This window comes from Mycobacterium sp. 1245499.0 (assembly GCF_001673615.1).
GTDB classification, from domain to species: domain Bacteria; phylum Actinomycetota; class Actinomycetes; order Mycobacteriales; family Mycobacteriaceae; genus Mycobacterium; species Mycobacterium europaeum_A.
In genome coordinates this window covers 13,426-27,516 of record NZ_LZMG01000371.1, presented here as the reverse complement: position 1 = coordinate 27,516, position 14,091 = coordinate 13,426, and the positions used below count along the sequence as shown (strand labels likewise).

The following is a 14,091-nucleotide window of genomic DNA, read 5'->3' as shown; positions in this document are numbered from 1 at the left end:
TGACCGGCGGCGGCACCCTGCTGCCGATGAGCGATGTCATCCGCCTGGCCCGCCACGCCCACCACTATTTGGCGATCTTCGACAACGGCAAGGCCCTGGCGCTCTATCACACCAAACGCCTCGCCTCACCCGGCCAACGAATCGTGTTGTACGCCAAGGACCGCGGCTGCAGCAGCCCCGGCTGCACCGTGGGCGGCTACTACTGCGAAGTCCACCACGTCACCGACTACAGCAAGTGCCACACCACCGACGTCAACAACCTCACCTTCGCCTGCGGCCCCCACCACCGCCTACTACGCCCCGGCGGCTGGACCACCCGAAAAAACACCCACGGCGACACCCAATGGAAACCACCCCCACACCTCGACACCGGCCAACCCCGCACCAACACCTTCCACCACCCCGAAAAGCTGCTGCGAAACGAGGATGAGGACGACGGGTGGTAACCCGGCTGGGGTACCTGAACTCCAGTGATCAGCCGGGCACTGTGATCGCGCCGTCTTCGGCTAGCGAGAAACCCGGGTTGTAGGCGACCTCCCACGCGTGACCATCGAGATCGCGGAATGCGCCCGCATACCCGCCATAGAAGGTGTCGCCAGCAGCACGCGTGATCGTCGCTCCGGCATCTTCTGCCTCGGCGAGGATCTCGTCCACTTCGGAACGCGAGCGCACGTTGTGTGCCAAAGCGACACCACCGAAGCCGTCATCGCCTTGGTCGGCGATGCCGAGATCGGCCGAAAGCTTGTCGCGCGCCCACAGGCTCACCGCGAGACCGCCGGCCTGAAAGAAGACCGTTTCCTGCACTTCTTGACCGCGCCAGCCGAGGCGTTCATAGAAACGATAAGCGCGATCCAGATCGGCAACGCCGAGGGTGATCACACTCAGCCGTTGCTCCATGCTCACCCGGCCAGCGTCGCGCGGGTGCACACGGTGACGTAGGGCAGCGCCAGGCCCGTCGAATTCGCCAGCGCCGGATGGGTGGCCAGCAATTCGCGAACCTGATCGAGCGTCCTGGTGCGGACCTCGGTCGGCGAAGTGATGCAATAGCTGCGGGACGCGACGAGATCGATCAGCGCTTGCGGCGTAAGGTAACTCGTCCACTCCACCTGATGATGCGCCACATCGGTGAACGGCTCGGGCAGCGTCACCCGGGTGCGGCCGTCGCCGTCGCTGCCGATGATCTGGCCCAGTTCGCGCACCCAGCCGAGGCGTTCGTCGCGGGTGTTCCACACCAGACCCAGCCGCCCGCCGGGCCGCAACACGCGAGCCACCTCGGGCACCGCGCGCTCGGGATCCACCCAGTGCCAGGCCTGCGCCACCAGCACCACGTCAACGCTGTTGTCCTCCAACGGGATCTCTTCCGCGGTGCCCAGCAGCGCCCGGGTCTCCGGTAGCGAGGTGCGCAACACCTCGAGCATGTCCGGGATCGGGTCGACGGCCACCACGTCCAGGCCGCGCTCCACCAGCCGGGTGGTCAGCTTCCCGGTGCCGGCACCGAGGTCGAGCACTCGGCGCGCCCCGACGGGCAGCAGCCAGTCGATCGCTTCCGGGGGATAGGAGGGGCGCCCACGCTCGTAAGCCGCGGCCGCCGAGCCGAACGAGAGGGAGCGGTCTTGCCGCGAGCGCGTCACGATTGCGACGTGCCTTCCCCGTCGTCCGCCAATGCCAGTGTCTGACGGATCAATTCGCCGACGGCGTCGGTTTCCACCAGGAAGCCGTCGTGCCCTAACAGCGAGTCCACCACCCGCAGGCCGGCGCAGCCGGGCAGCTGCTCGGCCAGCTCCTTCTGCAAGCGCAGCGGGTACAGCCGGTCGGAGGTGATGCCGCCGACCACCACCGGAACCGGGCAGCTAGACAACGCGTTACGAACCCCGCCACGGTTTCGGCCGACGTCGTGACTGTTCAGCACCTCGGTCAGCACCACGTAGCTGCCCGCGTCGAAGCGCTCCACCAGCTTGTCGCCCTGATACTCCAGGTAGCTCTGCATGGCGTAGCGGCCGCCGTTGTTCGGATCCTCGCCGTCCTGCCCGTGGTTGCCGAACCGGGCGTCCAGCTCGGCCTCACCGCGATAGGTCAGGTGCGCGAAGCGACGGGCGATCGCCAGCCCGGCGTCGGGCGCGAAGCCGGTGTCGTGGTAGTCACCGCCCTGCCAGTTCGGGTCGGCCTTGATCGCCGCGATCTGGGTGGTCTGGGTGCCGATCTGATCGGCGGTGGCCCGCGCCCCCACCGCCAAAAGCAGACCGGCCCGTACCCGGTCCGGATAACCGACGATCCACTCCAAAGCCCTTGCACCACCCAAAGATCCGCCGACCACCGCGGCGACCCGTTCGATCCCCAACGCGGCCAGCGCTGTGATATCGGCGTCGACCTGGTCGCGGACCGTGATGCGGGGAAACCGTGAGCCCCAAGGCTTTCCGTCCCGGGCCCGGGAGCTGGGTCCGGTGGAGCCGCGGCAACCACCCAGCACGTTGGTGGCCAGCGCGCACCAGCGGTTGGTGTCGATGGGCGCGCCCGGCCCGACCATCCCGTCCCACCAGCCGCCGGTGGGATGCCCGGGTCCGGCCGGCCCGGTGATGTGCGAGTCGCCGGTCAGCGCGTGCAGCACCACCACCACGTTGTCCCGTGTCGGCGACAACTCGCCCCAGCGCTGGACGGCGATGTGCACGTCGTCGATGACGGCGCCGCCCTCGGTGGTCAGCGAGCCGATGTCGACGAAGCCGATTTCGCCTTCTTCGGGCAGCGTCTGGGTCGGGACGCCGGAGATCGCCATCGCCGGGCTCCTTAGAACGCCGCCACGGCTTGCGGGTCGGTGCCCGACGCCCCCGCGCTCACACCGAATTTGGCTGCCGCGGCGAAGCCGAGCTCGAGGTCGGCCAGGATGTCGTCGATGCCCTCGATGCCGACGGCCAGCCGCACCAGGCCGGGGCTGACCCCGGTGCTCAGCTGTTCCTGCGGGCTCAGCTGGGCATGCGTGGTGGACGCCGGGTGGATCACCAGCGAGCGCACGTCGCCGATGTTGGCGACGTGGCTGTGCAGCTTCAGCGCGTTCACGAATGCCTTGCCGGCCTCGACGCCGCCGGCCAGCTCGAACGCCAGCACCGCGCCGGTTCCCTTGGGCGCCAACTTCTTTGCCCGCTCGTGCCACGGCGAGCTGGGCAGGCCCGCGTAGTTCACCGACAGCACGCCGTCGTGGCCGGCCAGGTACTCGGCCACCCGCTGCGCGTTGGCGACGTGGCGCTCCATGCGCAGGCTCAGCGTCTCGATGCCCTGGGCGACCAGGAACGCGTTGAACGGCGACGCGGCCGACCCCAGGTCGCGCAGCAGCTGCACGCGCGCCTTGAGCGCGTAGGCCGGCGGGCCGAGCTCGGCGAACACCACACCGTGGTAGCTCGGGTCGGGAGTGGTGAATCCCGGGAAGCGGCCCTGCGTCCAGTCGAAGGTGCCGCCGTCGACGATGACCCCGGCGATCGCCGAGCCGTGGCCGCCGAGGTACTTGGTGGCCGAGTGCACGACGATGTCGGCGCCGTGGGAGAACGGCTGAATCAGGTACGGCGTGGCGATGGTGTTGTCGACGATCAGCGGGACGCCGTTGCCGTGCGCGACCCCGGCGACACCGGGGATGTCGAGGATGTCGATCTGCGGGTTGGAGATCGTCTCGGCGAAGAACGCCTTGGTGTTCGGCCGGACCGCGGCCTGCCACGAATCCAGGTCGTCGGGATCCTCGACAAAGGTGACCTCGATGCCGAGCTTGGCCAACGAGTAATGCAGCAGGTTGTACGTCCCGCCGTAGAGGCGCGGGCTCGACACGATGTGATCTCCGGCACTCGCCAGGTTCAATATGGCGAAAGTCTCAGCGGCCTGCCCGGAGCTCAGGAACAGCGCCGCCACCCCGCCCTCGAGCGCGGCGATGCGCTGCTCGACGACGTCGGTGGTCGGGTTGCCGATCCGGGTGTAGATGTTGCCCGGCACTTCCAGCCCGAACAGGGCGGCGGCATGCGTGGTGTCGTCGAAGGTGTACGACGTGGTCTGGTAGATCGGCAGGGCACGGGCGTTGGTGGCCGGGTCCGGCTGCTGGCCGGCGTGCACCTGCTTGGTCTCGAACGACCAGTGCGCGGTCGGATCGGTGTCGTGATCGGCGTTGTCGGAGGTCACGGGATCGCTTTCTGCTGGTAGGGGAATCTGCATCGGGCGGCCGGGACGCGAGGATGAGGCGTCCACCGGCGGCGCGGATTAGCAGCGACGCACGAGCGGGCGTGATTGGGTCAGGAGAATGCACATCACGTTTCCCTGTCTACTCAGGGGCCCGTCATGGCGGACCCGCGCTTGCCGGATAGCCGGTGTGTGTGGCTACTCAACCTGGTCATCACCCGGGGCACCCCACCGCGGTTGGAGGGTTGCCGGCCAGCAAGCCGGGGCTTGATGCTGGCGCTCATGACCAATACGAAGACTATCTTACTGTGCCGACTCAGTGCTAACCCCGGCGGTGCGCGTGCAGGTCGACACCTGTCCAAACACCCTTGATAACGTGGCAGTCAGAACGCTGAGCCCCCAAAATTTCCAACCCATCATTGACGCCGGGAGAGGGATCGTGAGCGCCGAACAGCCGACCGTCATCTACACACTGACCGACGAAGCGCCGCTGCTGGCGACTTATGCGTTCCTGCCTATCGTGCGTGCCTTCGCCGAGCCGGCGGGCATCCAGATCAAGACCAGCGACATCTCGGTGGCCGCCCGCATTCTGGCCGAGTTCCCCGAGCACCTGACCGAAGAACAGCGGGTGCCGGACAACCTGGGCGAACTGGGCCGGCTGACCGAGCTGCCCGACACCAACATCATCAAGCTGCCGAACATCAGCGCCTCGGTTCCGCAGCTGATCGCCGCTGTCAAAGAGCTGCAGGGCAAGGGATACAAGATTCCGGACTTTCCGCAGAGCCCAAAGACGGACGAGGACAAGCAGATTCGCGCCCGCTACGCCAAATGCCTTGGCAGCGCGGTAAACCCGGTACTGCGGCAGGGCAACTCGGACCGGCGTGCGCCCAAGGCGGTCAAGGAGTACGCCCGCAAGCACCCGCACAGCATGGGGGACTGGTCACCGGCCTCGCGCACGCACGTCGCGACCATGCGGCACGGCGACTTCTACCACGGTGAGAAGTCGATGACGCTGGACCGCGCGCGCAACGTGAAGATGGTGCTGGAGACCAAGGGCGGACAGACCCTGGAGCTCAAGCCCGAGGTCGAGCTGCGCGACGGCGACGTCATCGACTCCATGTTCATGAGCAAGAAGGCCCTCGTCGAGTTCTACGAGGAGCAGATGCAGGACGCCTACGAAACCGGCGTGATGTTCTCGCTGCACGTCAAGGCGACGATGATGAAGGTGTCGCACCCGATCGTCTTCGGTCACGCGGTGAAGGTCTTCTACAAGGACGCCTTCGCCAAGCACCAGGAGCTCTTCGACGAGCTCGGCGTCGACGTCAACAACGGCCTGAGCGATCTGTACAGCAAGATCGAGTCGCTGCCCGCGTCGCTGCACGAGGAGATCATCCGCGACCTGCACGCCTGCCACGAGCACCGCCCCGAGCTGGCCATGGTCGATTCGGCCAAGGGCATCACCAACTTTCACTCGCCCAGCGACGTGATCGTGGATGCCTCGATGCCGGCGATGATCCGCGCCGGCGGCAAGATGTGGGGCGCCGACGGGCGGCAGAAGGACACCAAGGCGGTCAACCCCGAATCCACGTTCTCCCGCATTTACCAAGAGATCATCAACTTCTGCAAAACCCATGGGCAGTTCGATCCGACGACGATGGGCACGGTTCCCAACGTCGGGCTGATGGCGCAGCAGGCCGAGGAGTACGGCTCGCACGACAAGACTTTCGAGATCCCCGAGGACGGCGTCGCCAACATCGTCGACCTCGACAGCGGGGAAGTGTTGCTGACCCAGAACGTGGAGGAGGGCGACATCTGGCGGATGCCCATTGTCACCGATGAGGCGATCCGCGACTGGGTCAAGCTGGCCGTCACCCGGGCGCGTAACTCCGGCATGACGGTGGTGTTCTGGCTCGACACCGAGCGACCGCACGAGGTCGAGCTGCGCAAGAAGGTCAAGGCGTACCTGAAGGAGCACGACACCGAGGGCCTGGAGATCCAGATCATGCCGCAGGTGTGGGCCATGCGGTACACGATCGAGCGCGCGATGCGGGGGCAGGACACCATCGCCGCGACCGGAAACATCCTGCGCGACTACCTCACCGACCTGTTCCCGATCCTGGAGCTGGGCACCAGCGCCAAGATGCTGTCCATCGTGCCGTTGATGGCCGGCGGCGGCATGTATGAGACCGGGGCGGGCGGTTCGGCGCCCAAGCACGTCCACCAGCTGGTGGAGGAGAACCACCTGCGGTGGGATTCGCTGGGCGAATTCCTCGCTCTCGGAGCGTGTTTCGAAGACATCGGCATCAAGACCGACAACGAGCGCGCCAAGGTACTGGGCAAGACGCTGGATGCCGCGATCGGCAAGCTGCTGGAGAACAACAAGAGCCCGTCGCGCAAGACCGGCGAGCTCGACAACCGCGGCAGCCAGTTCTACCTGGCGCTGTACTGGGCGGCCGAACTGGCGAAGTCCGACGACGAGGAGTTGCGCCAGCACTTCGCCCCGCTGGCCGACTCGCTGGCCGAGAACGAAGAGACCATCGTGTCCGAACTGGCCGAGGCGCAGGGCGAGACGGTCGACATCGGCGGCTACTACTACCCGGACAGCGAGAAGACGACGGCAATCATGCGGCCCAGCAAGACATTCAACGAGGCGCTAGCGGCTTCAACCGGTTAGGGCCGCAAGCAGGAAGCCGGACTCGACATGGCAGGCGAAGCCAAGATCAAGGTCAAGGGCCGCGTCGTAGAGCTCGACGGTGACGAAATGACCCGCGTCATCTGGAAGTTCATCAAGGACCTGCTGATCCTGCCGCACCTCGACATCGACCTGGACTACTACGACCTGGGCATCGAGCATCGCGACCGCACCGACGACCAGGTGACGATCGACGCGGCCTACGCCATCAAGAGACACGGCGTGGGCGTCAAGTGCGCGACCATCACCCCCGACGAGGCCCGCGTCCAGGAGTTCAACCTGAAGAAGATGTGGCTCTCGCCCAATGGGACGATCCGGAACATCTTGGGCGGCACCATCTTCCGTGAGCCCATCGTGATCTCGAACGTGCCGCGGCTGGTGCCGGGCTGGACCAAGCCGATCGTCATCGGCCGCCACGCCTTCGGCGACCAGTACCGGTCGACCAACTTCAAGGTCGACAAACCCGGAACCGTCGCAATCACTTTCACCCCCGCCGACGGCAGCGAACCGATGGTGCACGAGATGGTGTCCATCCCCGACGACGGTGGGGTGGTGATGGGGATGTACAACTTCAAGGACTCCATCCGCGATTTCGCCCGCGCCTCGTTGCAGTACGGGCTGAACGCCAAGTGGCCGGTGTACCTGTCCACCAAGAACACCATCCTCAAGGCCTACGACGGCATGTTCAAAGACGAGTTCCAGCGCGTCTACGACGAGGAGTTCAAGGACGAGTTCGAGGCGCAGGGACTGACCTACGAGCACCGGTTGATCGACGACATGGTCGCGGCCTGCCTGAAGTGGGAGGGCGGCTACGTGTGGGCCTGCAAGAACTACGACGGGGACGTCCAGTCGGACCTCGTGGCGCAGGGTTACGGCTCACTGGGGCTGATGACGTCGGTGCTGATGACCGCGGACGGCAAGACGGTCGAGGCCGAGGCCGCGCACGGCACCGTCACCCGGCACTTCCGCCAGTACCAGGCCGGCAAGCCGACCTCGACCAACCCGATCGCCTCGATCTTCGCCTGGACGCGCGGACTGGCGCACCGCGGCAAGCTGGACGACACCCCCGAAGTGATCGAGTTCGCGCAAACCCTGGAGAATGTGGTGGTCTCCACGGTCGAGAGCGGGAAGATGACCAAGGACCTGGCCATCCTGATCGGCCCCGATCAGGAGTGGCAGCGCAGCGAGGAATTCCTCAACTCGATCGCCGAGAACCTGGAAAAACGGCTGGCTAGCTAGCCGGTGGCTGGTGCCGGTCCGCACGCCGGTCGGCCCCGGCGGCGCATTCGTCGACGAAGTCGGCGATGACCGCGGTCACCCGGTCGGGCGCCTCGAACATCGGCACGTGCCCGACGCCGTCGAGCTCGGTCATCTTCGTCCCCTCGGGCAGGTAGTCGGTGAAGTGCCGGTAGAACCTGCTCGCGGGCACCACGCGGTCCTTCTCGCACAGCACCAGCTGGACGGGCACCGCGGTGTCGGCCAACTGCAGCAGGCCGGGATCCAGCAGCGACTTGACGAGGAGCTGGAAGTACGCGGGGCAGTGCGCGGCGTCGTCGACGACGACGGACAGCTGCTCGGAGCTGATGCCGTCCGGCCGTGCCGTGAGCGGCAGGGTCGCCAGCCGCCTGCTGAGCGGCAACCGGAGCACCCGCTCACCGAAGAGCCGGGCCAGCGCCAGGAAGGGCATGCCCGCGATGAACTTGCTGATCACCTCGAACTTCACCGGGCTCCACCGCGTCCATCCGCCGGCGGCGCCGATGCCGGTCACGCTGCGCGCGCGCCCGCGCCGCTCCAGCTCGAAGGCGACCCAGCCGCCCAGCGAGTTGCCGACCAGGTGGGCGGTCTCCCAGCCCAGCTGGTCGAGCTGGCGCTCGACGTGGTCGGCCAACACCGACGAGCTCAGCAGCCAGGTGCCCGCGTAGGGCCCGCCGTTGTGCCCGGCCATCGTCGGCGCGAAGACCTCGAAGCGGCCGGTGTCGGCCAGCCGCGGCGCGACCGGCTCCCACACCGTCTGCGACATCAGGAACCCGTGCAGCATCAGCACCGGCTCTGCGGAACCATCCCTGGGACCGAGGTGGATCGGCGAACGGGCCGAAGGCGACGCCGAGTGAGCGGGGCTCACGCGGAAGGAGCCGAGCAGACGAGCTTGCGCATAACCCGACAGTAAAGCCGGTACCGCCGGTACCGCAACACGCGGGGTGACGGGCGCCGGTCCGTGCGGCCGCGGCGGCCGCGCGTGAAAAGATCGGTGCATCATGAGCACCGCTACCGGATCCAGCCGGATTTTCTCCGGCGTGCAGCCCACCTCCGACTCGCTTCACCTGGGTAACGCGCTGGGCGCCGTCAGGCAGTGGGTCGCGCTGCAGGACGACTGGGGGGATGACTGGGACGCGTTCTTCTGCGTAGTCGACCTGCACGCCATCACCGTCGCCCAGGATCCCGAGGCGCTGCGTCGTCGCACCCTGATCACCGCCGCCCAATACCTGGCGCTGGGCATCGACCCGGCCCGCAGCACCGTGTTCGTGCAGAGCCACGTGCCGGCGCACACCCAGTTGGCCTGGGTGCTGGGGTGCTTCACCGGCTTCGGGCAGGCGTCGCGGATGACGCAGTTCAAGGACAAGTCGCTGCGCCAGGGCGCCGACTCCACCACGGTGGGGTTGTTCACCTACCCGGTGTTGCAGGCGGCCGACGTGCTGGCCTACGACACCGATCTGGTGCCGGTGGGCGAGGACCAGCGCCAGCACCTCGAGCTGGCGCGCGACATCGCCGAGCGCGTCAACAGCCGCTTCCCGGACACGTTCGTGGTGCCGGACATGCTCATTCCCAAGGCCACCGCAAAGATCTATGACCTGCAGGATCCGACGTCGAAGATGAGCAAGTCCGCGGCCACCGATGCCGGGTTGATCAACCTGCTCGACGATCCGGCGGTGTCGGCCAAGAAGATTCGCTCCGCGGTCACCGACAGCGAGCGCGAGATCCGCTTCGACACCGAGGCCAAGCCGGGTGTGTCCAACCTGTTGAGCATCCAGTCCGCGGTCACCGGCGTCGCGATCGACACGCTCGTGGACGGCTATGCCGGAAGGGGTTACGGCGATTTGAAGAAGGACACCGCGGAGGCGGTCGTCGAGTTCGTCGCGCCGATCAAGGCCCGCGTCGACGAACTGTCCGCCGATGTGGGCGAATTGGAGGCGGTGTTGGCCGCCGGGGCGGAAAAGGCCAACGATGTGGCCGGGAAAACGGTCCGGCGGGTTTACGATCGGCTTGGGTTTCTTCCACCAGGGAGCTAGATCCCCAAGGAGCTAGATCCGCTTCTCATTGGAGTCGTGCGATGAGCGAGCCGGCCAAGCCGGGCATTTTCGATCGACTGCGGACCCGCTACGGGTGGATCGACCATGTCATCCGCGCCTACCAGCGTTTCGACGAGCGCAACGGCGGGTTCTTCGCGGCCGGCCTCACCTATTACACGATCTTCGCGTTGTTTCCTTTGCTCATGGTCGGTTTCGCGGTCTTCGGGTTCGTGCTGGCCCGTCGGCCCCAGTTGTTGAGCACCATCGACGACCACATCCGTTCCCAGGTGAACGGCGCGCTGGGTAATCAGCTGCAGGAATTGATGAACTCGGCGATCGATGCCCGAACCTCGGTCGGTGTCATCGGTTTGGCCACCGCGGTGTGGGCGGGCCTGGGCTGGATTTCGCACCTGCGCCAGGCGTTGACGGAGATGTGGTGGGACACCCAGATCGAGTCACCGGGCTTCGTGCGCAACAAGCTTTCCGACCTGCTGGCGATGGTGGGGACGTTCGCGGTGATCGTGGTCACCGTCGCGCTGACCACCGTCGGCCACACCGCGCCCATGGCCGCCTTGCTGAAATGGCTTGGCATACCCCGGTTTATAGTGTTCGACTGGCTGTTCTGGCTGATCTCGCTTTTGATCGCGACGCTGGTGTCGTGGCTGCTGTTCACCTGGATGATCGCCCGGCTGCCCCGCGAGAAGGTCAGCCTGACCGATTCGATGCGCGCCGGGCTGATCGCCGCGATCGGCTTCGAGGTGTTCAAACAGGTGGCGTCGATCTATCTGAGGACGGTGTTGCGCAGCCCCGCCGGCGCGGCGTTCGGGCCGGTGCTGGGGTTGATGGTGTTCGCCTACATCACCGCCTATCTCGTCCTGTTCTGCACCGCCTGGGCGGCGACGGCGTCCACGGATCCGCGCAGTCAGCCCGTCGCCCCTCCGGCACCGGCGATCATCGCCCCGCGGGTGCAGATGGACGAGGGCCTGGGCACCCGCCAGACGTTGACGGCGATGGCGCTGGGAGCCGTTGGCGCGCTGACGCTTTCCCGCATCGCGCGCTTCACCCGCCGCGCTCGCTAGCCGACCAGCTTCAGGCCCGCGACGCAGGCCACGATCCCGGCGATCAGCACCAGCTTGATCGGCGACGTCGATTCGTCACCGGCCAGCATCGCATAGCCCGCCGTGAGCGCGGCCCCAATGCCGACCCAGACCGCGTAACTGGTTCCGACCGGCAGCGTGCGCATGGCGATCGCCAGCCCGGTCATCGAAAGTGCCACGGCCGCAAGGAAAACCAGCGAAGGGACCGGCCGGGAGAAGCCGTCCGATTTGTTCAGGGCGGTCGCCCACACCGCCTCCAGGATCCCCGACGCAATCAGGACGAGCCAGGCCATCACGCACCTCCACGGCGCCGTCTTGTCGCTGGCCGGGTACGGGGCCCCTCGTCCGGTGTCAGGTGCTGACGGGCTCGATGCTAACAAACGTCGCGCGGGTGACCCTGCCAGGTGCCGCGCACCATGACGTCAGAGATGCCTAAACGTTCGTCCAGCACAACGAGATTGGCGTCATAATCCGTCCTGAGTTCACCGACCCGCCCCAGGCCTAGGGCCCGCGCCGGCGTCGCGGCCGTCGCCTGCACGGCCGGCGCCAGCCCCGCGTCGGCGTGCACGGTGCGGAAGAGTTGATCCATGGTGGCGGTGCTGCCGGCGATCGTCGACGTCCCATGCACCCGCGCCACGCCGGCGACCACGTCGATGGCCACCGCGCCGAGCCGAAACGCGCCGTCGGGGCGGCCGGCCGCGGCGATCGCGTCGGTGACCACGGCGACCCGGTCCGCTCCGGCGGCCGCGATCACCGCCCGTACCACGTCGGGGTGCAGGTGCACGCCGTCGGCGATCAGCTCGACGACCACGCGCGGGTCGCGCAGCAGTGCCAGGGCCGGGCCGGGCTCGCGATGGTGCAGTGGCGGCATCGCGTTGAACAGATGCGTGCCGACCGTGGCGCCCAGCGCGATGGCATGCCGGGTCTGCTCGTAGGTCGCGTCGGTATGGCCAAGCGCCACAACGACTCCCGCGTCAATGAACCGCCGGATCGCCGCGTCGGCCCCGGGCAGCTCGGGAGCCAGCGTCACCATCCGGATGGCGTCGCCGCCCGCGGCCAGCACCGCGTCGATCTCGGCCGGGTCCGGATCGCGCAGCTGGGTGCGGTCGTGGGCCCCGCAGTGTGCCCGGCTCAGCCACGGCCCCTCGAGGTGGATGCCCGCGACGGTCCCGCGGCCGGTGGCATCGGCCAGCGCCCGCACCCCGGCGAGCAGATCGGTCGGTGACGCGGTCACCAGGCTGGCCAGCGTGGTGGTGGTGCCGTGCCGCAGGTGGAACGCGGCGGCGCCGGCGATGCCGTCGGCGTCGGTGTAGGAGGCGCCGCCGCCGCCGTGCACGTGCATGTCGATAAAGCCAGGGACCACAGTGCAATTCGGGAAATCTTGGTCGGCCGGCCGCGGCGGCGGCCCGGGCGCGCAGGCCGCGATCCGTTCACCGGCGGTCTGCAGCCAGCCCGGGCGACAGACCTCGCCGTCGAGCACCATGGTGCCCGCGGCGATCACGGGCACGGATTCTCCCAGCGGCCGCCGTTTTCCCAGAAGTGGCGGATGTCCTCGAGCTGGCGGCCCTTGGTCTCCGGCGCGTAGCGGTAGACGAAGACGAATGCGACCGCCGCAAGCGCGGCGAACAGCGCGAAAGTCCCTGCGCCGCCCAGCGAATGGAGCAGGGTCAGGAAGACGGCGGCGATGATGGCGTTAGCCACCAGGTTGGAGGTCAACATGGTGCTCGATCCGATCGAGCGTAGTCGCGACGGGAAGCTTTCGCTGGCGTACACCCAGCCCAGGGAGCCGAAGCCCATGGTGTAGCCGATGATGAACAACAGGATGCCGGCGAAGCCGGCGATGGCGCCGCCGAAGCCCTGGCCGAAGACGGCCATCAGCACGACGTCGGCGGCGATCATCATGGCGGTGCCCCACAACAGGATTGGCCGTCGGCCCACCCGGTCGACCAGCAGCAGCGCCGCGCCGACGGCGGCCAGCCCGGCGACCTGCAGCAGCGCCGGCAGCCCGAGCAGCGCGAAATTCCCGGTGAAGCCCATGGCCTGAAAGATGCGGGGGCTGTAATAGATGATCGCGTTGATGCCGGTGATCTGGATCAGGAAGCCGAGCACCACCACGAAGGCGGTGGCCCGCAGGTACGGGGGGCGCAGCATCTCGGCGAACCCGCCCCCGGCGCCGGGGGCGGCCTCGCCGAGCGCGCGGCCGATCTCGGCCAGTTCCTCGTCGACGCGCACCGTCGGTTCGACCCGCAGCAGCGCCTGGCGGGCGTCGTCCATCCGGCCCTTGAGCACGTACCACCGGGCGGTGTCGGGCATGCCAATGATCAACGGCAGCAACAGGATTGCGGGCACGCAGGCCAGGCCCAGCATCCACCGCCAGCCGTGGGTGCCGGCCAGCACGTAACCGGTCAGGTAGCCGACGATCAGGCCGGAAACGATCGCCAGCTGATAGGCCGTCAGCAGCGAGCCGCGCACCGCCGTCGGGGCCGATTCGGCCACGTACACCGGGACCACCACCACCGTCACACCGATGGTCATGCCCAGCAGCAGCCGCGCCGCCAACAGCATCGGCAGCGAGATCGAGAACGCGGCCAGCAGCGCGAAAACCGCGTAGGCGCACAGGATCAGCACCACCGATCGTTTGCGCCCGATGACGTTGGCCAGCACGCCGGCGCCCAGCGCCCCGACAATCTGGCCGATCACCACCATCGTGGTGAGCAGTTCCTGCTGGCGCGTGGACAAGCCGAAGTCCTCGGTGACGAACAACTGCGCCCCGGCGATGATGGACAGGTCGTAACCGTAGATGACGCCGACGCTGGCGGCGGTCAGCCCGACCAGCAGTCCGCGCCGCGATCCGCGTGCCACGGCG

The 14,091-nt window shown here is 67.5% G+C and carries 13 protein-coding genes and 2 riboswitches; of the genes, 5 read left to right on the top strand and 8 right to left on the bottom strand.

All coding sequences use genetic code 11. The features are described 5' to 3' along the window. The coding region (locus A5646_RS23165) for an HNH endonuclease signature motif containing protein (RefSeq protein ID WP_156765679.1) at positions 1-446 on the top strand (446 nt) is incomplete at its 5' end. 28 nt (positions 447-474) lie between these two features. Here the strand turns inward: A5646_RS23165 and A5646_RS23160 are convergent. From A5646_RS23160 to A5646_RS23145, 4 genes are read right to left on the bottom strand one after another with little or no spacing between them, the layout of a single operon-like run. Further along, entirely contained in the window at positions 475-897 is a 423-nt protein-coding gene (locus A5646_RS23160; RefSeq protein ID WP_066863654.1) for a VOC family protein, read from the bottom strand. 2 nt (positions 898-899) lie between these two features. Next, a complete protein-coding gene (locus tag A5646_RS23155) occupies positions 900-1,631 on the bottom strand; it encodes a class I SAM-dependent methyltransferase (protein WP_066863641.1) in 732 nt (243 codons plus the stop codon). Next, the gene (locus A5646_RS23150) at positions 1,628-2,770 is read right to left on the bottom strand and encodes a homoserine O-acetyltransferase (RefSeq protein ID WP_067024466.1); all 1,143 of its coding nucleotides are present in this window, start codon (positions 2,768-2,770) and stop codon (positions 1,628-1,630) included. Before A5646_RS23150 ends, A5646_RS23155 begins: the two co-directional genes overlap by 4 nt. Positions 2,771-2,781: 11 nt before the next feature. After that, positions 2,782-4,185 (bottom strand): bifunctional o-acetylhomoserine/o-acetylserine sulfhydrylase, encoded by a 1,404-nt coding sequence (locus A5646_RS23145; RefSeq protein WP_369806984.1) that lies wholly within the window; start codon positions 4,183-4,185, stop codon positions 2,782-2,784. Positions 4,186-4,314: 129 nt separating this feature from the next. After that, positions 4,315-4,437, bottom strand: a riboswitch (SAM riboswitch). A 151-nt stretch (positions 4,438-4,588) separates the two neighbouring features. On the opposite strand from A5646_RS23145, the gene A5646_RS23140 reads away from it, so the two are divergent. Both A5646_RS23140 and A5646_RS23135 read left to right on the top strand, forming a co-directional pair. After that, positions 4,589-6,823: an NADP-dependent isocitrate dehydrogenase gene (locus A5646_RS23140; RefSeq protein WP_066863632.1), complete on the top strand. Its 2,235-nt coding sequence runs from the start codon at positions 4,589-4,591 to the stop codon at positions 6,821-6,823. Positions 6,824-6,850: 27 nt separating this feature from the next. Further along, positions 6,851-8,080, top strand: coding sequence for an NADP-dependent isocitrate dehydrogenase (locus A5646_RS23135; protein ID WP_066877565.1), 1,230 nt, complete (start codon positions 6,851-6,853; stop codon positions 8,078-8,080). Here A5646_RS23135 and A5646_RS23130 read toward each other — a convergent pair. Next, positions 8,073-8,882, bottom strand: a complete 810-nt coding sequence (locus A5646_RS23130) for an alpha/beta fold hydrolase (RefSeq protein ID WP_066863651.1) — start codon at positions 8,880-8,882, stop codon at positions 8,073-8,075. The two genes, A5646_RS23135 and A5646_RS23130, sit on opposite strands and share 8 nt — an antisense overlap. Before the next feature lie 214 nt (positions 8,883-9,096). Here A5646_RS23130 and trpS point away from each other — a divergent pair, with 214 nt between their 5' ends. Both trpS and yhjD read left to right on the top strand, forming a co-directional pair. Beyond that, positions 9,097-10,128, top strand: coding sequence for a tryptophan--tRNA ligase (trpS, locus tag A5646_RS23125; RefSeq protein WP_066863626.1), 1,032 nt, complete (start codon positions 9,097-9,099; stop codon positions 10,126-10,128). A 41-nt stretch (positions 10,129-10,169) separates the two neighbouring features. Next, the gene (gene yhjD, locus A5646_RS23120; RefSeq protein WP_067024463.1) at positions 10,170-11,207 is read left to right on the top strand and encodes an inner membrane protein YhjD; all 1,038 of its coding nucleotides are present in this window, start codon (positions 10,170-10,172) and stop codon (positions 11,205-11,207) included. Here the strand turns inward: yhjD and A5646_RS23115 are convergent. The 3 genes from A5646_RS23115 to A5646_RS23105 all read right to left on the bottom strand — a co-directional run bounded on the left by A5646_RS23115 (position 11,204) and on the right by A5646_RS23105 (position 14,087). Next, positions 11,204-11,518, bottom strand: coding sequence for a multidrug efflux SMR transporter (locus tag A5646_RS23115; RefSeq protein WP_067024460.1), 315 nt, complete (start codon positions 11,516-11,518; stop codon positions 11,204-11,206). The two genes, yhjD and A5646_RS23115, sit on opposite strands and share 4 nt — an antisense overlap. Before the next feature lie 11 nt (positions 11,519-11,529). After that, a riboswitch (guanidine-III (ykkC-III) riboswitch) is annotated at positions 11,530-11,593 on the bottom strand. A gap of 5 nt (positions 11,594-11,598) precedes the next feature. Then, entirely contained in the window at positions 11,599-12,732 is a 1,134-nt protein-coding gene (gene nagA / locus A5646_RS23110; RefSeq protein WP_067024458.1) for an N-acetylglucosamine-6-phosphate deacetylase, read from the bottom strand. Beyond that, a complete protein-coding gene (locus A5646_RS23105) occupies positions 12,723-14,087 on the bottom strand; it encodes a sugar porter family MFS transporter (protein ID WP_067024455.1) in 1,365 nt (454 codons plus the stop codon). Before A5646_RS23105 ends, nagA begins: the two co-directional genes overlap by 10 nt. Positions 14,088-14,091: the final 4 nt, after the last annotated feature.